This window comes from Streptomyces sp. Y7 (assembly GCF_043195415.1).
Lineage (GTDB): Bacteria > Actinomycetota > Actinomycetes > Streptomycetales > Streptomycetaceae > Streptomyces.
In genome coordinates, this window is the sequence record NZ_JBIDDQ010000024.1 from 1 (window position 1) to 19,896 (window position 19,896).

Sequence of the window (19,896 nt, forward strand, 5' to 3'; positions counted from 1 at the left end):
CCCCCCTCCCGCCCCTCCCGGCTATTTGAAGGCTCCGGCATGACGCTCCGCCCAGTCCGCGAACGAACGCGGTGGCCGGCCGAGGACGTGGGCGACGGCCGGGCTGACCTGTCGCAGTGCCGCCGGTGGTGCGCCCAGCATGTCGAGGGTGCTCTCGACGACCGGCTCGGGCATGGCGTGCAGCATCCGAGCGCGGGCCTCGGCGCGGGTCAGTTCGACGAATTCGACCGGCTCCCCCAGGGCCGCCCCGATCGCGGCGGTCTGCTGCCGGGGTGAGACGGGTGCCGGGCCGGTCAGGTCGTACGTCTCGCCGGCGTGGCCGGGCGCGCGCAGGGCCGCCGCCGCGACCTCCGCGATGTCGGCCGGGTCGACGGTGGGCAGCCCCGTGTCGCCGAAGGGGGCGGCGACTTCTCGGCGGGTGCGGACCAGGTCGGCCCATAGGAGGGCGTTCGAGTGGAAGGCGCCGGGCCGCAGCATCGTCCACTCCAGGCCGGACGCCCTGACGGCGTCCTCCAGCACCGGTGGGTGGTCGCCCGTGCCGACGCCCTGGGACGACAGCAGGACCACCCGCCGCACGCCCGACCCCCGGACGACGTCCAGGACGGCCCCGAGGTCACCGCCGGCCGCCATGAAGGCGCCGGAGGTCAGCAGGAACAGGGCCTCCGCCCCGTCGAGCGCGGGTTTCAGGCGCTCGGGGTCGGTGAGGTCGGCCCGGTGGAGGCGGATCCCCGCCGGTACGTCGTCCGCGGAGATCCGGCGGGACACCGCCGTCACCCGCTCCCCCGAGTCGACGAGCGCCCGCACAAGTGGCCGCCCGACATTGCCCGTTGCTCCGGTCACCACGATCATCAGCAATCTCCGTCTCCGAGTTCGGATCTCGTACGGCGACGCTACTGTTGCGGGGGTAGTAGGTACCTAGAGGAAAGTATTGGCGGACGGGGGCAGTTGTGACCGAGGACACAAAGGATCGGGGGCCGCGGGGTGCCGGGGTCGGTCCGGTCGTCGGCCGGGGGACCGATCCGGAGAGCGCCTGTCCCGTCGCACCCGTCGTCGACATCGTCTTCAGCCGCTGGACCACGCCGATCCTGTGGGCGCTCCACGAGTACGGCCGTCAGCGCTTCGTCGAACTGGAGCGCCGTATCGGCACGATCACGCCGAAGGTGCTGACCCAGCGGCTACGGCAGCTGGAGCGCGACGGACTGGTCGTGCGCACCTATCACGCCGAGGTCCCACCGCGCGTCGAGTACGAGATCAGCGAACTCGGGCGCAGCCTCGCGCCGTTGTTCGCCGCGCTGTCGGAGTGGTCCGTGCATCTGGACGCGGTCGAGCGGGCCCGGGTGGCCTACGACGCGCGGGAGGAGCGCCGGGTGCCGGGCGCGGGCCGGGCCGGCTGACCCCGGCCGGACTCAGTTCTTGTCCTGCTCGCGCATCTCGTCGATGTAGGTCTGCGCGAGCCCGGTCGTCCGGGTGAACCAGTCCGTGAGTACGGAGATCTCGTCGGCGGAGTAGCTCGCGAAGAGCTCGCTCAGGCGGGCGTAGTAGGGGCCGTAGAGCGCCTCGACCCGGGTGACCGCGGACGGTACGGCGGCCACCCGCACCCGGCGCCGGTCGGACGGGTCGGGGCGGCGGGTGACGAAGCCGGCCCGCTCCAGCCGGTTGAGGATGCCGGTCATCGCGCCGGTCGTGACGTGGGCGTGTTCGGCGAGGTCGCCCGCGGTGAGCAGGTTCTCGCCCGCCTTCAGGACGCAGGCGAAGCAGAGCAGGTCGGTGATGTTCAGCCCCAGCCGCTGGGCCATCTCCTGCTGGCCGAGCAGGTGGGCGGCGATGAGCGAGTCCATCGCCTCCAGCGCCTGGGCCGGGGTGGCGGTGGGACGCGGCTTGGCTTGCATCTTCCTTATTACCTTAGCTCGTGAGAGATTTAGCGTCTAAACTTCTTACGACGTGAGAGATTCTGGGTCTCTCACGGACGTGGATGATTTCCGCTGCCCTGACGAGAGGGAGGCAGGCACGTGAGCCAGTATGACGAGGGGCACACGGTCGCGGGATGGACCGGAACCGGCATCGCGACCGTCGGCTCCGCCGTGCTGGGCGCGGGGACATGCGTGGTCTCGGCCCCGCTGATCGTGGGCGGGCTCGGGATCCTGGCGGGGAGCGTCCTCGTCACCTGGGCCCTGCATCTGTCCGGCTGGGGCAAGCCCTCGGGTCCGCGGCCCCGCGGGCAGTGGCCCATGGGGGTGCGCGACCTGACCGTGCGCGCCGGGCATCCGGACTGCTGGGGCTGCCGGCTCGCGGGACGCGGCCGGCGTACGGCCGCGGCGGCGCCCGAGGCGCTCGCCGTGGTCTCCGAGCCCGAGCCCGCCGTCGCTGTCGCCGAGGCCGGGTCGGCCGGTCGCTGAACCGGCGTTGTCAGTGGCACCCCCTAGGCTCGAAGAGCGATGGCACAGGCATGGAGATGCAAGGGGCTGCGCTGGTCGGCCGACGGCCCCGAGCTGGCATGGGACGGGGGCCGGCGCTCGGCGCTGACCTGGGGGAAACGGGTGGCCTTCGGGGTCGCGGACGGGGGCGTGCGGACATGCGTGGGAGCACGGGGGCACACATGTCCGGTGCGGGCGCCCGTGTCGGGGCGCGGCACGGGGGCGCGCTGCGAGGAGTGTGCGCGGCTGGACCGGGCGCACTCGGTGGCCGCCGACACGATCGCGGACGACCCGCGGCCGTACCACGTCTATCTGGCCTGGTTCGGCCCCGGGATGACCAAGGTCGGCATCACCGCCCTCGAACGGGGCTCGGCGCGGCTGCTGGAGCAGGGCGCGGTCTGCTTCAGCTGGCTGGGCGCCGGCCCGCTGATGGCGGCACGGCGCACGGAGGAGCTGCTGCGGGCGGCACTGCGGGTGCCGGACCGGATTCCGTACGCCGACAAGCGGGCGGTGCGTTCCGCGCTGCCGGCGTCGGCGGCGGAGCGCGCGGCCGAGGTCGAGGACCTGCACGCCCGGGCCCTCGCGCTGGACGCCTGGCCGGAGTCCCTCGTCCGCGAACCCTGCCGACCGGTCGATCACACCGCGGTGTTCGGGCTCATGGATCTCCCGCCCGCCGCCGGTGAGGTGACCGAGCTCGTCGCGGGCGGGGTGGTGAGCGGCCGGCTGGTGGCGGCGGCCGGACCGGATCTGCACGTCGAAACGGGCGGCGGGGTGGTCGTCGTCGACACCCGGCTGATGACGGGGTGGGAGCTGCTGCCGACGGGCGGTGACGGGGAACTGACCGTGCCGGTGCGGGAGTTCAGGGAACGGGAGGCGAGCGTGCAGGACGGGCTGTTCTGAGGATCCGCACGGGAAATCGCTCTCTGCCAAGATCTTCCCAGGGGTTGCCTGAGAGCCTCCTGTGCGTTTCTCAGGGAAATCACAGGTTGCGGAAAGCGTGTTCTAAGAGGGCCCCGACAAGGTGTCCGCTATGACCACGACCTCGCCCCAGGGGCGCACCGAACTGCTGAGGCCGGACGGGAGCCCCGTCCGAGTGCTTGTGGTGGACGACGAGTTGTCGATCACCGAGCTGCTGTCCATGGCCCTTCGTTACGAGGGCTGGCAGATCCGCAGCGCGGGTGACGGCACGGGTGCCGTCCAGACCGCGCGTGAGTTCCGGCCCGACGCCGTCGTCCTGGACATGATGCTTCCGGACATGGACGGGCTGACCGTCCTCGGGAGGCTGCGCCGTGAGCTGCCGGACGTGCCCGTGCTGTTCCTGACGGCGAAGGACGCCGTCGAGGACCGTATCGCCGGACTCACCGCGGGCGGGGACGACTACGTCACCAAACCGTTCAGCCTGGAGGAGGTCGTCGCCCGGCTGCGCGGCCTCATCCGGCGTTCGGGTGCCGCCGACCGGCGGTCCGACTCCGTGCTCGTCGTGGGCGACCTCACGCTCGACGAGGACAGCCACGAGGTGTCGCGGGCCGGGGCGAACATCCACCTCACCGCCACCGAGTTCGAGCTGCTGCGCTTCCTCATGCGCAATCCGCGGCGCGTGCTCAGCAAGGCACAGATACTCGACCGGGTCTGGTCCTACGACTTCGGCGGGCAGGCCAACGTCGTCGAGCTGTACATCTCCTATCTGCGCCGGAAGATCGACGCCGGCCGGGAGCCGATGATCCACACCCGGCGGGGAGCCGGCTATCTGATCAAGCCCGCGGTGTCATGAGCGGACGACGACGACCGCGTACGCCGAAGACACGTGGGGGTCCCCTCGCTCGAGCGAAGTCGAGAGTGGGCAGGGGCCAGCCGCGCACGCTGCGGACGCGGCTCGTCGTCGCGTCCGTGGTGCTGATCGCCGTGGTGTGCGCGGTGATCGGCACGGTGACGACGCTCGCGCTGCGTTCGCATCTGTACCAGGAGCTGGACGGGCAGGTCGACGAGGCGAGCAAGCGCATCTCCGCGCCGAGGAAGATCGGGAACGGTCAGCCGGGCGTCGGGGACCCGCAGGCGGACGGCACGAACACGGCGGCCTCGGCGAACGGTTCCTCGTCGGAGGACCGGCTCGAGGAGTTCGTCACGAAGGGGCCGACGCAGGCGAAGACCGTCGCGGCCCAGGTCGGACCCGACCGCACGATCTCCCGGGCGGTCGTCGCCGAGCAGGAATCGTCGGACGAGGGCGACTACTTCAAGGACATGTCGGCCGTCGCGCTGAGCGACGACCAGATCAACGCGCTCAACTCGGTCTCCCAGGACGGCAAGCCGCACACGGTGGCCCTTCCCGGCCTCGGCCAGTACCGCGTGCAGTACGTCAAGAACGTCGACGGCTCCTCCGCGTACTACGTCGCCCTGCCCACCGAGACGGTCACCAGCACCGTCAACACCCTCGTCCTCGTCGAGCTGAGCGTCACGGGCGCCGGCCTGATCGCCGCCGGCATCGCCAGCTCGGTCCTCGTCGGCGTCGCCACCCGGCCGCTGCGCAGGGTGGCCTCCACCGCCACCCGCGTCTCCGAACTCCCCCTCCACACCGGCGAGGTCAACCTCAAGGAGCGGGTCCCCGAGTCCGAGTGCGATCCGCACACCGAGGTCGGTCAGGTCGGCGCGGCGCTCAACCGCATGCTGAACCACGTGCACGGCGCCCTGCACTCCCGCCAGCAGAGCGAGATGCGGGTACGCCAGTTCGTGGCCGACGCCAGCCATGAGCTGCGCACTCCCCTCGCGTCCATCCGCGGGTACGCCGAGCTGACCAGACGCGGCAGGGAAGAGGTCGGGCCGGACACCAGACACGCGCTGGGCCGGATCGAGTCCGAGGCGGGCCGGATGACGCTGCTCGTGGAGGATCTGCTGCTGCTCGCCAGGCTGGACGCGGGACGGCCGCTCCAGTTCGAGCAGACCGACCTGATCCCGCTCGTCGTCGACACCGTCAGCGACGCCCGCGTGGCCGGCATGGACCACAACTGGCGCCTCGACCTGCCCGACGAGCCCGCGCTCGTGTCGGCGGACGCGGCCCGGCTGCAACAGGTCCTCGTCAACCTCCTCGGCAACGCCCGCAACCACACCCCGGCCGGCACGACCGTCACAGCGCGTGTGCAACGGCGGGGCCCGTGGCTGTGCGTGGACGTCGAGGACAACGGCCAGGGCATCCCGCCGGATCTGCTGCCGCACGTCTTCGAACGGTTCGCGCGCGGCGACTCCGCGCGCTCCCGCGCCACCGGCTCCACCGGCCTCGGCCTGGCCATCGTGCAGGCCGTGGCCACCGCGCACGGTGGTGCCGTGACCGTAGACAGCGTGCCCGGACGCACCGTCTTCACGGTGCACCTGCCGGCGCTCCCCGTGCCGCCGAGCCCCGAAATGAGCTGGCAACAGCACTCACAGGCACAGCACAGCGTCACCACATGGGTGGAACAGGGCGCCTGACGAAAGTCGGTTCCATGCGAACCGACTCTTCTCCCGGCACCCTGCCGGCGCGGGAGCACCTCCCGGCCGGAGACGCCGGTACGCCTGTCCTGGACGTAGTGATCCCCGTCTACAACGAGGAGAAGGACCTCCGGCCGTGTGTGCTGAGACTGCGTGACCACCTCAAGCGCACGTTCCCGTACGCGTTCCGCATCACGATCGCGGACAACGCGTCGACGGACACCACCCCCCTGGTGTCACGGCGGCTGGAGGCGGAGCTCCCGGAGGTCAGGGCGTTCCGGCTGGAGCAGAAGGGCCGCGGCCGGGCGCTGCGGACCGTCTGGTCCGCCTCGGACGCCCCGATCCTCGCCTACATGGACGTGGACCTGTCCACCGACCTCAACGCTCTGCTGCCGCTGGTGGCGCCGCTGATCTCCGGTCACTCCGACCTGGCGATCGGCTCGCGGCTCAGCCGCAGCTCGCGCGTGGTGCGCGGCGCCAAGCGGGAGTTCATCAGCCGCGGTTACAACCTGATCCTGCGCGGCTCGCTCCAGGCCCGCTTCTCGGACGCCCAGTGCGGCTTCAAGGCGATCCGCCGCGATGTCGCGCAGGTGCTGCTGCCGCTGGTGGAGGACACCGGCTGGTTCTTCGACACCGAGATGCTGGTGCTCGCCGAGCGCGCGGGCCTGCGGATCCACGAGGTGCCGGTGGACTGGGTCGACGACCCGGACTCCACCGTCCACATCGTGCGGACGGCGACCGACGACCTCAAGGGCGTGTGGCGGGTGGGCAGGGCCCTGGCGACCGGCTCGCTGCCGCTGGACCGGCTCACCCGGCCGTTCGGCGACGACCCCCGGGACCGCGAGATCAAGGACGTACCGAAGGGGCTGGCCCGCCAGCTCGTCGGCTTCTGTGTCGTGGGCGGTCTGTCGACCCTCTTCTACCTCCTGCTCTACAGCGTCTTCCGGCAGTTCGCCGGTGCGCAGTTCGCCAACGCGCTCGCCCTGCTGGTCTCCGCGATCGCCAACACGGCGGCCAACCGGCGCCTCACGTTCGGGGTGCGCGGCCGTGGCGGTGTCGTACGGCACCAGGCGCAGGGCCTGGTGGTCTTCGGTATCGGCCTCGCCCTGACCAGCGGTTCGCTGGCCGCCCTGAACGCGGCCGGCAGCGACCCGGCGCACTCCACCGAACTCGCGGTCCTGATCGCCGCCAACCTCGCGGCGACGGTCCTGCGCTTCCTGCTCTTCCGGGCGTGGGTGTTCCCGGACCGTCGCGACGACACCGACTCGACGGTCGTCGCCTCCCACGTCCCCGCCCCCGATCCGTCCTCACCGACCTACTCCATGGCCGGGCAGAGCCCTTACGGCCCGCTCCCGCAGCGCCCGACGGGCGCACCCCACCCCACGTACGACACCGATCGGTTCCGCGCCGGTGAAGCCGCGGACGCCACCATGCGGTTGCAGCCGGTGCGCCCGCACGAGACCGAGTCGAGGGAATACCGATGACCATCCACTACGACCGGACCGGCTACGACAGAGACGCGAGCCCGGACACCTGGGGGCCGCCGCCGGCGTCCCCGTCGACCGCCCCGGCCCCCGACGCCGGCGAGCCCAAGCAGCCCTTCGTACGGCGGCTGTGGCGCGGCCGCCCCGAGGACCCCCGCTGGGCACGCCCGGCCTTCCTCGGTCTGCTGCTCGCCACGCTGCTCCTCTACCTCTACAACCTGAGCGCCTCCGGCTACGCCAACTCCTTCTACTCGGCGGCCGTCCAGGCCGGCAGCCAGTCCTGGAAGGCGTTCTTCTTCGGTTCGCTGGACGCGGCGAACGCCATCACCGTCGACAAGCCACCGGCCTCGCTGTGGCCGATGGCCCTGTCGGTCCGCCTCTTCGGCCTGCACTCCTGGGCGATCCTGCTGCCCGAGGTCCTGATGGGCGTCGGCACGGTGGCCGTGGTGTACGCGGCCGTGCGCCGCCGGTTCAGCCCCGCGGCCGGCCTGATCTCGGGCGCGGTCCTCGCGCTCACCCCGGTCGCGGCGCTGATGTTCCGGTTCAACAACCCGGACGCGATGCTGGCCCTGCTGATGGCCGTGGCCTGCTACTTCGTCATCCGGGCGCTGGAGGACGGCCGTACGAGGTGGCTGGTGTGGGCCGGAGCCGCGATCGGCTTCGCCTTCCTCGCCAAGACCCTCCAGGCCTTCCTGATCCTGCCGCCGCTCGCGATCGTGTACGCGGTCTGCGCCCCGGTGCCGGTGCGGAAGCGGATCGGCCAGCTCGCCGCGGGGCTGGTGGCGATCGTCGTCTCCGGCGGCTGGTGGGTGGCGATCGTCGAACTGTGGCCCGCCTCGTCCCGCCCGTACATCGGCGGCTCGCAGAACAACTCCTTCCTCGAACTGACCTTCGGCTACAACGGCCTGGGCCGTCTCAACGGCGACGAGACCGGCAGCGTCGGCGGTGGCGGGGGAGGCGGAAACGGCGGCGGCAACTGGGGCGAGACCGGCTGGGACCGGATGTTCGGCGCCAGTATCGGCGGCCAGATCTCCTGGCTGATCCCGGCCGCGCTGATCCTGCTGATCGCGGGCCTGGTGGCGATGGGCAGGGCTCGCCGTACGTCGGTGACGCGCGGTTCGTTCCTGGTCTGGGGCGGCGCGCTGGTCACGACCATGCTGGTCTTCAGCTACATGCAGGGCATCTTCCACGAGTACTACACCGTCGCCCTCGCCCCCTACATCGCCCCGCTGATCGGCATGGGCGCGGCGCTGCTCTGGGAGAAGCGCGACAAGGCGTGGGCGTCGCTGACCCTGGCGGGTGCGATGACGGCGACCGCGGTCTGGGGCTACGTCCTGCTCAACCGCTCCTCCGACTACCTGCCCTGGCTGAAGTGGATCGTCCTGGTCGGCGGTCTCGTGGCGGCGCTGGGCCTGATCTTCGCGAACAGGCTCGGCCGCCGGCTCACCCTGGGAGTGGTCGGCCTGGGTCTGGTGGCCGCGCTGGCCGGCCCGGCGGCGTACACCCTGACCACGGTGAACGAGGGCCACACCGGCTCGATCGTCACCGCGGGACCCACCGTCGCGGGTGGCCGAGGCGGCCCCGGTGGCGGAGGCGGCATGGGCGGCGGACCCGGCGGTGGCGGCATGCCGGGCCAGAACCAGCAGGGTCAGAACCAGCAGGGCGGCAACGGCTTCCCCGGTGGCGGCGGCTTCGGCGGCGGCATGCCGGGTCAGCAGAACGGCACCACCCAGGGCCAGGGCCAGAATCAGCAGGGCGGCATGCCCGGCGGTGGCGAGGGCGGCATGGGCGGCGGCGTGGGCGGTCTGCTCAACGGCGCCAGTGTCAGCGACGAGGCCAAGGAACTGCTGGAGAAGAACGCCGACTCCTACACCTGGGCGGCCGCGGCGATCGGCGCCCAGAACGCCGCGAGCTACCAGCTCTCCACCGGCGAGGCGGTGATGGCGATCGGCGGCTTCAACGGCACCGACCCGTCCCCGACGCTGGCGGAGTTCAAGAAGTACGTGGAGGACGGCCAGATCCACTACTTCATCGCCAGCGGCAGCGGCGGCGGCATGGGCGGCAGCAGCAGCGGCACCTCCTCGCAGATCAGCTCCTGGGTCCAGGACAACTTCGACTCGGTGACCGTCGACGGCAGCACCTTCTACGACCTGACGCAGCCCAAGAGCGACAGCTGACGGTCCCCGCGACAAGGGGCGGTGGCCCGCGCCACCGCCCTTTGCCGTATCCCCGTTGTACGCCGTATAAGACTTGCTCTACGCTGTATAACATGACGACGTCCTCCCAGGAACAGGCCCCGGCCCAGCCGCAGCCCGAGACCCCGGGCGGCCACCCGCAGCGCTGGCTGATCCTCGGTGTCCTCTGCCTCGCGGTGCTCACCGTGGTCCTCGACAACACCGTCCTGAACGTGGCCATCCCCTCGCTCACCCGCGAACTGGGCGCCGCCACCTCCGACATCCAGTGGATGATCAACGCCTACTCCCTGGTGCAGTCGGGTCTGCTGCTCACGGCCGGCAGCGCCGCCGACCGCTACGGCCGCAAGAAGATGCTGGCCGCTGGCCTGGCGCTGTTCGGCGTGGGCTCCCTCGTGGCCGGCCTCGCCGACTCCACGGGCCAGTTGATCGCGGCCCGGGCCGGGATGGGCGTCGGCGGCGCGCTGCTGATGACCACCGTCCTGGCGGTGGCGATCCAGATCTTCACTCCGGAGGAGCAGCCCAAGGCGATCGGCATCTGGGCCGCCGTGAACTCGCTGGGCTTCGCCGCCGGTCCGTTGCTCGGCGGCTTCATGCTGAACCACTTCTGGTGGGGCGCGATCTTCCTGATCAACATTCCGGTCGCGGTGCTCGCCCTGATCGCCGTCGTGGTGCTCGTCCCGGAGTCGAAGAACCCGCAGGGCGACCGCCCCGACCTGCTGGGCGCCGTGCTCTCCACGATCGGCATGGCCTCTTTGGTGTACGCGATCATCTCCGGGCCGGAGCACGGCTGGACGTCGGGCCGGGTGCTGCTGACGGCCACGGTGGCCGTCGTCGTGCTGGTCGCCTTCGCGTACTGGGAGAGCCGGATCCCGTACCCCATGATCGACATGCACTTTTTCCGGAACCGGCAGTTCACGGGCGCGGTCTCGGGCGGTGTCCTCATCACCTTCGGCATGGGCGGCTCGCTCTTCCTGCTCACCCAGCACATGCAGTTCGTGCTCGGATACGAGCCGTTGGAGGCCGGGCTGCGGACGGCCCCGCTCGCCCTGATGATCGTGGCCCTGAACTTCACCGGTGTGGCGGCGAAGTGGGCGGCCCGGCTGGGCACCCCGCTCGCCATCGGGCTCGGTATGGCGGTGATGGCGGCGGGGCTGGCCTCCATCGCCACGATGGCCTCCGGCGGTTACGCCGGGACGCTGCTGGGGCTGGTGCTCATCGGCGCGGGTGCGGCGGTGGCCAGTCCGGCGATGTCCCACGCGATCATGAGTGCGATTCCGCCGGAGAAGGCCGGAGTCGGCGGCGGGATCAACGGGACGGTGGCGGAGTTCGGCACCGGGCTGGGCGTCGCCGTGCTGGGGGCGCTGCTCAATTCGCGGTTCACGGCGTTGATCCCGGTGGCGGCGATGTCGCTGCCGGCGGCGCTGTCCATGGCGGACGGCGAGGCCGAGAGGGGGCGGATCCTGGACGCGTTCTCCTCCGGGCTGGAGACCAGTCTGCTGGTGGGGGCGTCGGCTGTGCTGTTGGGGGGATTGGTCGCGGGTGCGTTGTTGCGGAGGGCTGAAAGGGGAGATTCCGCCTGAGAGCTCGGGGCATACCGTTGTCGGGCGACTGCGGGGCAGTCGTGGCTGGTCGCGCAGTTCCCCGCGCCCCTGCGGGGCGCTCCCAGCGACCGGCGATTCGAATGTCTAGGAAGGTGCGCGATGGCCAGGGCAGCCCGGGAGTCCGCGCGGACCAGCGTCTGGCTGGAGGGCAAGGAGCGTCGAGGTGGGCGCGGGGGGAGTCAGCCCTCCGGGCTCGACCGGGACCGGATCACCGAGGCGACCGTACGGCTGCTGGACGCCGAGGGGCTGGCCAAGTTCTCCATGCGGCGCCTGGCGGCCGAGCTGAACGTGACCGCGATGTCCGTCTACTGGTACGTCGACACCAAGGACGACCTCCTCGAACTCGCCCTCGACGCCGCCTTCGGCGAACTCACCCTGCCCGACCCGGAGACCGACGAGGACTGGCGCGACCAACTGCGCGCGCTGGCCCGGGAGTACCGCGGCCTGCTGGTCCGGCACCCCTGGCTGTCGCCGCTGATCGGCACCTACGTCAACATCGGCCCGAACAGCCTGGCCTTCTCCCGCCTCGTCCAGCGGATCATCCGCAGGACCGGCCTGCCCTCGCACGGCCTGGTCGCCGCCATCTCCGCGGTCTTCCAGTTCGTGTACGGCTTCGGCACGATCGAGGGCCACTTCATCGCCCGCAGCACGGCGTTCGGCATGACCCCGGACGACTACTTCCACCACGCCATGAGCACGGTGACCCGCTCCCCGGAGGCCGCCGACATCGTCCAGGACTCCGCGGAACTCATGGAGGCCCGGGGCGGCGACACGGTCGAGGAAATGTGGGAACGAGACTTCGAGTTCGCCCTGGACCTCTTGGTGGCGGGCATCGAGGCGATGGTCGAAAAGACCGGCGGCGAGCGACACCCCTAGGGCGCGAGAGCGCCCTTTAGGGGCGCGGGGAACTGCGCGACCAGCCACCACGGACCCGCACCCGCACGACGACCCACACCCGCCTACCCCCTAGGCGCCCTCAACCAGCCGCGCGGGAAACCCACCCGTGGCCACCGGACCCCACTTCTCCGGCGTCACCCGAATGATCGACTTCCCCTGCTTCACCATCGCCGCCCGGTACTCGTCCCAGTCCGGATGCTCCCCGGCGATGTTCCGGTAGTACTCGACGAGCGGCTCCACCGACTCCGGCGCGTCGACGACCTCCGCGGACCCGTCGACCTGCACCCAGGGCCCGTTCCACTCGTCGCTGAGAACGAGGAAGCTCACCCGCTGATCCCGCTTGGCGTTCCGCGTCTTGGCCCGCTCCGGATACGTGGACATCACGATCCGCCCGGAGTCGTCGACCCCGCAGGTCAACGGCGAGGCCTGCGGGCTGCCGTCGGCCCGCCGGGTCAGCAGGACGGCGCGATGCCGGGGCCGTACGAAGTCGAGCAACTCTTCGAGCGAGACGCGGGTGTTGGTCGCGATGTTCGGTGCCATGGAACGCAGCCTAGGGGCCGACGGGCCCGTTCAGCCTGACCCTGCTGTGCTCACGTTTGCGGCAGTGTCTCGCCCTGTACCGCCTGGATGTCCAGCTCCACCTTCAGCGTCGTGCCGATGGCGGCGATGCCCGCCTGCACGACCTGGTTGTAGTTCATGGCGAAGTCGTCCCGGTGCAGTTCCGTCGTCGCGCGGAACGCGGCCCGCGTCCCGCCCCACGGGTCGGCGCCCGTACCGAGGTAGGCCAGGTCGAGGTCGACCGGCCGTACGACACCGTGCATGGTCAGCTCGCCGTGGACGGTCCAGCGGTCGGTGCCCGCGGCGGCCGTCAGGCCCGTCGACCGGAAGGTGATCTCGGGGTACCTCTCGACGTCCAGGAAGTCGGGCGACTTCAGGTGCCCGTCCCGCATGCCGTTGCCCGTGTCGATCGAGTCGGCTGGGATGACCGCCTCCACACGGGACTTGGTGACGTCGTCCGGCGCGATCTCGATGGCGCCGGAGAACCGCGTGAACCGGCCGTGCACGCTGGAGATGCCCAGGTGCTGGGCGACGGCGGCCACGCTGGAGTGTGCCGGGTCCACGGTCCACGGTCCCGGCGGCGGCAGCTCCGTGCCGCCCTGCCGGGCCAGGGTCACCGTGCCGACCTCGGCGCGGCCGCTCGCGGTGACGATCGCGCTCGCGGCGGCGGGCGCGTAGCCGACCGCGGTGACGATGACGGTGTACGCGCCCGGAGCCAGCGGGTTCGCGTCCCGTACGGCCCCCTCCGCGTCCGCCTCCAGTCGCAGCACCTGCGTCCCGGTCATGTCCGTCACCGTGACGACCGCGTGCGACACGGCCCACCCGTCCCGGGTACGGATCCTCGCGGTCAGTCCCATCTCACGTACTCCTCAGAAGGTCTCAAAAGAACCGGCCCGCGGCGACGGCGCACCTCCGCTCAGAGCGCGCCGCCCGCCACGGGCCGGAGTCGAACTACTCGCCGGGGTGGGCGAGTTCGATGTCGTGGTCGTCGGTGCCGGGGCCGGTCACCGTCAGGGCGGTCGCCACCGGCGGGTAGCCCGTCGCGATGACCGTGTACTCGCCGCCGTCCAGGTCGGTGAAGGCGTACGCCCCGTCCGTCCCGGTGGTGGCGGTGCCCACGACGTTGCCGGCCGCGTCGACCAGGGTCACGCGGGCGTCGGCCAGCGGTCCGTGCGGCGCCCGTACGACGCCCTGGACCTGCGCGCCGGCCTCCAGGTCGACCTCGATCCGGGTGACGCCGGTGCCGCCGACCTCGACGGGCAGGGCGCGCGGCCGGTAGCCGGCGGCGTTCACCGCGACGGTCACGGCACCGGGCACCAGCTCGGCGAAGCCGAACTCGCCCTGCTCACCGGTGGTGGCGGTGGCCAGCAGGTCCCCGCGCACATCGGTCACGATCACCATGGCGTCCTTCACCGGCAGCGCGCTCTGCGAGGTGCGCACGACGCCGCTCAGGCCGCTGGTGCCGCTGAGCAGGATGTCGTAGGCCACCGGCTCGTCGCCGCCCACGACGATCGTGGAGGCCTGCGGCTGGAAGCCGTCGGCGGAGGCGATCAGCACGTACGATCCCGCGCCGGGCGCGTCGACCGCGTAGGAACCGTCTGCCTGCGCGACCGAGCGGCCCAGCTGCCGGCCGGCCAGCGAGATCAGCGTGACCGCCGCCTGCGGCACCGGCGCGCTCTCGGCGCCCCGCACGAAACCGCGGACCGGGACACCGCCGGACGACGCTCCGCCGGTCTCCTCGGCGCGGGCCACCGTGGTCACGGCCGCGAGCTGCTTGGTGCCCTCGGGGGCGGTCTCGGTCTCGCTCTCGGCGGAGGCGGCGGCCCAGCTCGGCACCCGCTCCTCCGCGGCGGTCCGTGCCACCGGGGTCTCGGCCGGCTCCGGGCCGTCCGCCTCGGCGGCCTGCGCCATGGCGCCCTTGGTCTTCAACGGGACCTCCTTGATGAACAGGGCGAACAGGAGGGCGAGGAAGGCGATCGGCGCGGCGTACAGGAAGACGTCGGCGACGCCGTGGCCGTACGCGCTCTCGATCACCGTGCGCACCGGGGCCGGCAGCGCGTCGAGGTCGGGGATCTCACCGTGTCCGGAGGAGCCCTGCACACCGAGCTTGGTGAGGCCCTCCTCGGCGTAGTGGGTGATCCGGTGGCTGAGGACCGCGCCCAGCGCGGAGACGCCCATGGCGCCGCCGAGGGAGCGGAAGAAGTTCACGACCGAGCTCGCGGCACCCAGGTCGCTCGGAGCGACCTGGTTCTGCGTGGCGAGGACGAGGTTCTGCATCATCATGCCGACGCCGAGACCCAGCAGCGCCATGAAGATCGCCACGTGCCAGTACGCGGTGTCGTAGCGGATCGTGCCGAGCAGTCCGAGGCCCGCCGTGACCAGCACACCGCCGGCCAGCAGCCAGGCCTTCCAGCGGCCGGTGCGGGTGATGACCTGTCCGGAGACGGTCGAGGAGACGAAGAGGCCGACGATCATCGGGATGGTCAGCACGCCGGACATGGTCGGCGACTCGTTGCGCGCCAGCTGGAAGTACTGGCTGAAGAAGATCGTGCCCGAGAACATCGCGATGCCCACGAACAGGGAGGCCAGCGACGCCAGCGTGATGGTGCGGTTGCGGAACAGGCGCAGCGGGACGATCGGCTCGCTGGCCTTCGTCTCCACGAAGAGGAAGATCAGCAGCAGCGCGAGCGCGCCACCGGTCATCGCGCCGGTCTGCCAGGACAGCCAGTCGTACTTGTCACCGGCGAAGGTCACCCAGACCAGCAGGAGGCAGACCGCGGCGGTGATGAAGAAGGCGCCGGCCCAGTCGACCTTGACCTTCCGCTTGACGACCGGGAGGTGCAGGGTGCGCTGGAGCACGATCAGGGCGACGACCGCGAAGGGCACGCCGACGTAGAAGCACCAGCGCCAGCCGAGCCAGTCGGTGTCGGTGATGACGCCACCGATCAGCGGGCCGCCGACCATCGCGGTGGCGAAGGTGGCGCCGAGGTAGCCGTTGTACCGTCCGCGCTCACGCGGGGAGATCATCGCCGCGAGGATGATCTGGGCCAGCGAGGACAGACCGCCCATGCCGATGCCCTGCACCGCGCGGAAGGTGATCAGCATCGCCGGGTTTTGCGACAGACCGGCCGCCGCCGACCCCAGGACGAAGATCACCAGCGCCAGCTGTATGAGCAGCTTCTTGGAGAAGAGGTCGGCGAGCTTGCCCCACAGGGGTGTGGACGCGGTCATCGCCAGCAGCGACGCGGTGACCACCCAGGTGTAGGCGCTCTGGCCGCCGCCGAGGTCCTTGATGATGTCGGGCAGAGCGTTGGAGACGATCGTCGACGACAGGATCGCGACGAACATGCCGAGCAGCAGCCCGGTCAGCGCTTCCATGATCTGCCGGTGCGACATCGGAGCGCCGGACGGCCCTCCCGAGTGCTTGGCGTGCGCCCGCACACCGGCTGGTGTGGTCGTTGCCATGGGGTTCCTTTTCCTACTGGGTGATCGCGGGTGTACGGGTGGGGTGTTCGGGTTGGTCGGGCGGCGGCGCTCTGTGCGGGGACCGGCAGTCGTCGAAGCTCGCCCGCAGCCGGGTCATCAGCCGGGTCAGCAGGGTGATCTCCTCGTCCGTCCAGTCGCTCAGCCGCTCGGCGAGCAGCTCGGTGGTCAGCCGGGACATCTCCCGGACGCGGTCCTCGCCCGCCGCGGTGAGGTGCAGAATGCGGCCGCGTTTGTCCGCCGGGTCCGGGGAGCGCTCGATCCAGCCGCGCTCGGCCACATGGGCGACATGGCGGCTGGTGACCGACATGTCCACGGCCAGCAGCTCGGCGAGCTTGCTCATGCGCATGTCCCCGTGGCGGCTCAGCAGCGTCAGTACGGCGGCGGAGCCGGACGGGCAGTCGGACGGCAGGATGCGTCCCATCTCCCTCTTCACGGCACCGAAGGCGCTGAACTGACGAACCAGCTCCTCGTACTGCGCCTGCTCGGCCATCACACCTCCGTCGTTTGTTGCTTAGGGCAACCATAGAAGCGCTTGGTTGCTACAGGCAAATAAATAGGGGTGGGTGCGAGACAAAAACTTGGCAAAGGCAAGTATTGCGACCGTAAATGTGGAGGTGGGGCGGGTTCTGTGACCCCCTGTGCAGGGGTCGGGCCCCCACTTGGGCCGCACGGGCGGATTCGCTAGGGTCTCTGGCCATGGCTAACACCCAGGGCCCCCAGGGCAACCACGACCCCGCAGGCAGCACCCAGATGTTCCGCGCGTTCGTCGACGAGGGCCCGCAGGCCGGTCGTCAGCAGCAGGCTTCCTCCGGTCCGCGCATCGGCATGATCATCGGCGTCGTGGCCGCGGTCGTGATCGTGGCGGCGGTGGCCTGGCTGGCGCTCAAGTAGTCGCAGCCGGCTCCGGCCGGCGGCCGATCACTTCCACTGGACGGCGACGTCCCGCGTCTCGATGTGCATGCCGAGCGGCACGCGCCAGGCGTCGACGCACACCGTCCAGGTCTTCTCCTCGCGCTCCCCGGCCCCGATCGGCACCGGGAGTTCCGCCGACGACTCGATCATCGCCCAGTCGATGCCGAGCGCGCCGATGATGTGGGTGCCGAAGGTCACGGTGCCAGAACGCACGGCCGTGCCGCCCGAGTTGCGCAGGCCGAGCGTCACCTTCTCGCACCAGCGCTGGTCCGTCGGCTTGCGCACGGGGTCGCTCACGGTCAGCTGCGCGGGCGAGGGGGGCGCGGAGGACGCCGGGCCGTCGGCCGGACCTCCGGGCGGGTGGGCCGAGCCGGTGGGCGTGCCCGCCGGACCCCGGGTTCCGCCAGGGGAGCCGGCGGGGCTCTCCGTCTCTTCCCGCTCGGTTCCCGTGGAGGGCGCCGGCCCCTGACTCCCCTCCGGCTCCGCGGAATTGCCGGAGCCGCCCGCACCGCCGCCGGTGCCGTCGCCGCCGCCCGCCGCACCGCCGTGTCCGCCGGCCTCGCCGCTCTCCGGTCCGTCCAGCGGCACCAGCGTCACCTCGCCCGTCGGCGCGGCCGCCGTGCCGGAGACGCGGGGCGGGCCTCCCGCCGCCCCCGTGGCGACGTACCCGTCATCACCTCCGCCGCCCCCGCACGCGGCCAGTGCCCCGCCCAGGCATACGACGGCCGCCGACGCGCCCATCAGGGCGCACCGACGGCCATGTGTCGAGGTCGTCCACATCCGGCGAAGCATCGGGCCATGGTGGCTGACGCTCCGTCAAATATGAAGGGGTCAGTCGGAGATGAGCCCCTCACGCAGCTGCGCCAGCGTCCGGGTCAGCAGCCGGGAGACGTGCATCTGCGAGATGCCGACCTCCTCGCCGATCTGTGACTGGGTCATGTTGGCGAAGAAGCGCAGCATGATGATCCGCCGCTCACGGGGCGGGAGTTTGGCCAGCAGCGGCTTGAGGGACTCGCGGTACTCGACGCCCTCCAGAGCCGTGTCCTCGTAGCCGAGGCGGTCCGCGAGCGAGCCCTCGCCGCCGTCGTCCTCCGGGGCCGGGGAGTCCAGCGAGGAGGCCGTGTAGGCGTTGCCGACAGCGAGGCCGTCGACGACGTCCTCCTCGGACACGCCGAGCACGGTGGCGAGTTCGGTGACCGTCGGGGAGCGGTCCAGCTTCTGGGAGAGCTCGTCGCTGGCCTTGGTGAGGGCCAGGCGCAGCTCCTGGAGCCGCCTGGGCACCCGCACCGACCAGGACGTGTCGCGGAAGAACCGCTTGATCTCGCCGACCACGGTCGGCATCGCGAACGTCGGGAACTCCACGCCCCGTTCGCAGTCGAAGCGGTCGATCGCCTTGATCAGGCCGATGGTGCCGACCTGGACGATGTCCTCCATCGGCTCGTTGCGCGAGCGGAAGCGGGCCGCCGCGTAGCGCACGAGCGGGAGATTCAGCTCGATCAGCGTGTCCCGGACGTAGGCACGCTCGGGGCTGTTCTCGTCCAGTGCGGCGAGCCGCAGGAACAGGGAGCGGGACAGGGTGCGGGTGTCGATGGCTCCCGAGGACGGGAGGGCCGGTACGGCCTCGAGGGCCGTGACGTCGTCGAGAACGGCGTCGGGCGCGGACTCGCTCTTCGTGAGCGTGAGCACCTTCGAGCTGCCCTGGTCTGCGGACATGCCACCCCCTTTGGGTCGCGGGACGGTCGTGGCGAACGCTCCGATCGAGGAACGCCAGCCTTCACCTGAATACCGGAGCCGAAGCCACGGCAAACGCGCTTCCCGAAGAATGTCACATGTCGGCAACACGCTGTAGTGACATGTCGACATGTGAGACCTGAATCCGCCCTGGATAAAGGGGGTCTGACGGTATTTCGGGCCACAACTGTCGGGATCCGCCCTGGTGAGCGATTCGCTCGCGACGGTGACCGATCGATCCTCTATACGGTTACGCGTCGATCCGGTTCGCCGAACGCAGCCGCTGGAAGCTACGCGCGAGTAGCCTCGACACGTGCATCTGGGACACCCCGAGTTCCGCACTGATTTGCGACTGGGTGAGGTTGCTGTAGTACCGCAGAAGAAGGATTCTCTGTTCGCGTTCGGGGAGTTGCACCAGCAGATGCCGTACGAGGTCCCGGTGCTCCACGCCGTCCAGGGCCGGGTCCTCGTAGCCGAGCCGGTCCAGCAGTCCGGGCAGCCCGTCGCCCTCCTGGGCGGCCTCCAGCGAGGTGGCGTGGTACGACCGCCCGGCCTCGATGCAGGACAGCACCTCGTCCTCGGTGATGCGCAGCCGCTCGGCGATCTCGGCGGTCGTGGGGGTGCGTCCGAAGCTGGTGGTGAGGTCCTCGGTCGCGCTGTTGACCTGGACCCACAGCTCGTGCAGCCGGCGCGGCACGTGCACCGTGCGGACGTTGTCCCGGAAGTACCGCTTGATCTCGCCGACCACGGTCGGCATCGCGAACGTCGGGAACTGCACGCCCCGGTCCGGGTCGAAGCGGTCGATGGCGTTGATGAGCCCGATCGTGCCGACCTGGATCACGTCCTCCATCGGCTCGTTGCGGGAGCGGAAGCGGGCGGCCGCGTAGCGCACGAGCGGGAGGTTCGCCTCGATGAGCGCTCCGCGTACGCGGTTGTGCTCCGGCGTGCCCGGCGTCAGTTCCTTGAGCTCCCCGAAGAGGACCTGAGTGAGTGCCCGGGTGTCGGCGCCACGGCTACGGGGCGGCGGGGACGCGGGCGTCTCCTCCTGGGTCGGGGCTTGAGGCGCAGTACTGGCCGGCACGGTCAACTCCACCTCGTGATCCATCAACTCATCCGTCAAAAGCGGTCATAGCATCACAAGACAGTTCATTGTGTTCAA

At 70.9% G+C, this 19,896-nt stretch carries 19 protein-coding genes; 10 read left to right on the forward strand and 9 right to left on the reverse strand.

Annotated elements, in window-relative coordinates:
• Positions 1-21: 21 nt before the first annotated feature.
• The gene (locus ACGFW6_RS36200) at positions 22-849 is read right to left on the reverse strand and encodes an NAD(P)H-binding protein (protein ID WP_393519875.1); all 828 of its coding nucleotides are present in this window, start codon (positions 847-849) and stop codon (positions 22-24) included.
• A 206-nt stretch (positions 850-1,055) separates the two neighbouring features.
• Between ACGFW6_RS36200 and ACGFW6_RS36205 the strand changes: the two genes are divergently transcribed.
• Complete coding sequence (locus ACGFW6_RS36205) at positions 1,056-1,394, forward strand: winged helix-turn-helix transcriptional regulator (RefSeq protein WP_393520133.1); 339 nt, start codon at positions 1,056-1,058, stop codon at positions 1,392-1,394.
• 12 nt (positions 1,395-1,406) lie between these two features.
• Here the strand turns inward: ACGFW6_RS36205 and ACGFW6_RS36210 are convergent, their stop codons facing one another.
• The gene (locus tag ACGFW6_RS36210; protein WP_393519877.1) at positions 1,407-1,889 is read right to left on the reverse strand and encodes a MarR family winged helix-turn-helix transcriptional regulator; all 483 of its coding nucleotides are present in this window, start codon (positions 1,887-1,889) and stop codon (positions 1,407-1,409) included.
• A 120-nt stretch (positions 1,890-2,009) separates the two neighbouring features.
• Here ACGFW6_RS36210 and ACGFW6_RS36215 point away from each other — a divergent pair, with 120 nt between their 5' ends.
• The 8 genes from ACGFW6_RS36215 (at position 2,010) to ACGFW6_RS36250 (ending at position 12,029) form a co-directional block, all read left to right on the forward strand.
• Positions 2,010-2,396 carry an HGxxPAAW family protein gene (locus ACGFW6_RS36215; protein ID WP_393519879.1) on the forward strand — a complete coding sequence of 129 codons (387 nt, stop codon included), beginning with the start codon at positions 2,010-2,012 and terminating at the stop codon, positions 2,394-2,396.
• Between the two features lie 39 nt (positions 2,397-2,435).
• Positions 2,436-3,314: a DUF2797 domain-containing protein gene (locus ACGFW6_RS36220; RefSeq protein WP_393519882.1), complete on the forward strand. Its 879-nt coding sequence runs from the start codon at positions 2,436-2,438 to the stop codon at positions 3,312-3,314.
• 130 nt (positions 3,315-3,444) lie between these two features.
• A complete protein-coding gene (locus ACGFW6_RS36225; protein WP_393519885.1) occupies positions 3,445-4,185 on the forward strand; it encodes a response regulator transcription factor in 741 nt (246 codons plus the stop codon).
• A complete protein-coding gene (locus tag ACGFW6_RS36230) occupies positions 4,182-5,873 on the forward strand; it encodes an ATP-binding protein (RefSeq protein WP_393519888.1) in 1,692 nt (563 codons plus the stop codon). Before ACGFW6_RS36225 ends, ACGFW6_RS36230 begins: the two co-directional genes overlap by 4 nt.
• Before the next feature lie 14 nt (positions 5,874-5,887).
• On the forward strand, positions 5,888-7,357 hold the full coding sequence (locus ACGFW6_RS36235; protein WP_393519890.1) for a glycosyltransferase: 1,470 nt from the start codon (positions 5,888-5,890) through the stop codon (positions 7,355-7,357).
• Positions 7,354-9,534 carry an ArnT family glycosyltransferase gene (locus ACGFW6_RS36240; protein WP_393519893.1) on the forward strand — a complete coding sequence of 727 codons (2,181 nt, stop codon included), beginning with the start codon at positions 7,354-7,356 and terminating at the stop codon, positions 9,532-9,534. Before ACGFW6_RS36235 ends, ACGFW6_RS36240 begins: the two co-directional genes overlap by 4 nt.
• A gap of 92 nt (positions 9,535-9,626) precedes the next feature.
• Positions 9,627-11,132 (forward strand): MFS transporter, encoded by a 1,506-nt coding sequence (locus ACGFW6_RS36245; RefSeq protein WP_393519896.1) that lies wholly within the window; start codon positions 9,627-9,629, stop codon positions 11,130-11,132.
• Positions 11,133-11,252: 120 nt separating this feature from the next.
• Positions 11,253-12,029: a TetR/AcrR family transcriptional regulator gene (locus ACGFW6_RS36250; protein ID WP_393519899.1), complete on the forward strand. Its 777-nt coding sequence runs from the start codon at positions 11,253-11,255 to the stop codon at positions 12,027-12,029.
• A gap of 90 nt (positions 12,030-12,119) precedes the next feature.
• On the opposite strand, the gene ACGFW6_RS36255 is transcribed toward ACGFW6_RS36250, so the two are convergent.
• The 4 genes from ACGFW6_RS36255 to ACGFW6_RS36270 all read right to left on the reverse strand — a co-directional run bounded on the left by ACGFW6_RS36255 (position 12,120) and on the right by ACGFW6_RS36270 (position 16,584).
• Positions 12,120-12,590 carry a PPOX class F420-dependent oxidoreductase gene (locus tag ACGFW6_RS36255; protein WP_393519902.1) on the reverse strand — a complete coding sequence of 157 codons (471 nt, stop codon included), beginning with the start codon at positions 12,588-12,590 and terminating at the stop codon, positions 12,120-12,122.
• 50 nt (positions 12,591-12,640) lie between these two features.
• On the reverse strand, positions 12,641-13,465 hold the full coding sequence (locus ACGFW6_RS36260) for a YceI family protein (RefSeq protein ID WP_393519905.1): 825 nt from the start codon (positions 13,463-13,465) through the stop codon (positions 12,641-12,643).
• A gap of 94 nt (positions 13,466-13,559) precedes the next feature.
• The gene (locus tag ACGFW6_RS36265; RefSeq protein WP_393519907.1) at positions 13,560-16,073 is read right to left on the reverse strand and encodes an MFS transporter; all 2,514 of its coding nucleotides are present in this window, start codon (positions 16,071-16,073) and stop codon (positions 13,560-13,562) included.
• Between the two features lie 13 nt (positions 16,074-16,086).
• Positions 16,087-16,584 carry a MarR family winged helix-turn-helix transcriptional regulator gene (locus tag ACGFW6_RS36270; protein WP_393519910.1) on the reverse strand — a complete coding sequence of 166 codons (498 nt, stop codon included), beginning with the start codon at positions 16,582-16,584 and terminating at the stop codon, positions 16,087-16,089.
• Between the two features lie 206 nt (positions 16,585-16,790).
• Here ACGFW6_RS36270 and ACGFW6_RS36275 point away from each other — a divergent pair, with 206 nt between their 5' ends.
• Complete coding sequence (locus ACGFW6_RS36275) at positions 16,791-16,985, forward strand: hypothetical protein (protein WP_393519913.1); 195 nt, start codon at positions 16,791-16,793, stop codon at positions 16,983-16,985.
• A 27-nt stretch (positions 16,986-17,012) separates the two neighbouring features.
• On the opposite strand, the gene ACGFW6_RS36280 is transcribed toward ACGFW6_RS36275, so the two are convergent.
• The 3 genes from ACGFW6_RS36280 to ACGFW6_RS36290 all read right to left on the reverse strand — a co-directional run bounded on the left by ACGFW6_RS36280 (position 17,013) and on the right by ACGFW6_RS36290 (position 19,842).
• Entirely contained in the window at positions 17,013-17,798 is a 786-nt protein-coding gene (locus ACGFW6_RS36280) for a hypothetical protein (protein ID WP_393519916.1), read from the reverse strand.
• Positions 17,799-17,837: 39 nt separating this feature from the next.
• Entirely contained in the window at positions 17,838-18,719 is an 882-nt protein-coding gene (locus tag ACGFW6_RS36285) for an RNA polymerase sigma factor SigF (RefSeq protein WP_393519919.1), read from the reverse strand.
• A gap of 268 nt (positions 18,720-18,987) precedes the next feature.
• Positions 18,988-19,842 carry an RNA polymerase sigma factor SigF gene (locus ACGFW6_RS36290; RefSeq protein ID WP_393519922.1) on the reverse strand — a complete coding sequence of 285 codons (855 nt, stop codon included), beginning with the start codon at positions 19,840-19,842 and terminating at the stop codon, positions 18,988-18,990.
• Positions 19,843-19,896: the final 54 nt, after the last annotated feature.

Coding starts and splice junctions, on each gene's coding strand:
- ACGFW6_RS36280 (WP_393519916.1), bottom strand. CDS start 17,798: ATGCTTCGCCGGATGTGGACGACCTCGACACATGGCCGTCGGTGCGCC.
- ACGFW6_RS36255 (WP_393519902.1), bottom strand. CDS start 12,590: ATGGCACCGAACATCGCGACCAACACCCGCGTCTCGCTCGAAGAGTTG.
- ACGFW6_RS36275 (WP_393519913.1), top strand. CDS start 16,791: ATGGCTAACACCCAGGGCCCCCAGGGCAACCACGACCCCGCAGGCAGC.
- ACGFW6_RS36245 (WP_393519896.1), top strand. CDS start 9,627: ATGACGACGTCCTCCCAGGAACAGGCCCCGGCCCAGCCGCAGCCCGAG.
- ACGFW6_RS36260 (WP_393519905.1), bottom strand. CDS start 13,465: ATGGGACTGACCGCGAGGATCCGTACCCGGGACGGGTGGGCCGTGTCG.
- ACGFW6_RS36285 (WP_393519919.1), bottom strand. CDS start 18,719: ATGTCCGCAGACCAGGGCAGCTCGAAGGTGCTCACGCTCACGAAGAGC.
- ACGFW6_RS36210 (WP_393519877.1), bottom strand. CDS start 1,889: ATGCAAGCCAAGCCGCGTCCCACCGCCACCCCGGCCCAGGCGCTGGAG.
- ACGFW6_RS36220 (WP_393519882.1), top strand. CDS start 2,436: ATGGCACAGGCATGGAGATGCAAGGGGCTGCGCTGGTCGGCCGACGGC.
- ACGFW6_RS36250 (WP_393519899.1), top strand. CDS start 11,253: ATGGCCAGGGCAGCCCGGGAGTCCGCGCGGACCAGCGTCTGGCTGGAG.
- ACGFW6_RS36290 (WP_393519922.1), bottom strand. CDS start 19,842: ATGGATCACGAGGTGGAGTTGACCGTGCCGGCCAGTACTGCGCCTCAA.
- ACGFW6_RS36265 (WP_393519907.1), bottom strand. CDS start 16,073: ATGGCAACGACCACACCAGCCGGTGTGCGGGCGCACGCCAAGCACTCG.
- ACGFW6_RS36225 (WP_393519885.1), top strand. CDS start 3,445: ATGACCACGACCTCGCCCCAGGGGCGCACCGAACTGCTGAGGCCGGAC.
- ACGFW6_RS36230 (WP_393519888.1), top strand. CDS start 4,182: ATGAGCGGACGACGACGACCGCGTACGCCGAAGACACGTGGGGGTCCC.
- ACGFW6_RS36200 (WP_393519875.1), bottom strand. CDS start 849: ATGATCGTGGTGACCGGAGCAACGGGCAATGTCGGGCGGCCACTTGTG.
- ACGFW6_RS36240 (WP_393519893.1), top strand. CDS start 7,354: ATGACCATCCACTACGACCGGACCGGCTACGACAGAGACGCGAGCCCG.
- ACGFW6_RS36235 (WP_393519890.1), top strand. CDS start 5,888: ATGCGAACCGACTCTTCTCCCGGCACCCTGCCGGCGCGGGAGCACCTC.
- ACGFW6_RS36270 (WP_393519910.1), bottom strand. CDS start 16,584: ATGGCCGAGCAGGCGCAGTACGAGGAGCTGGTTCGTCAGTTCAGCGCC.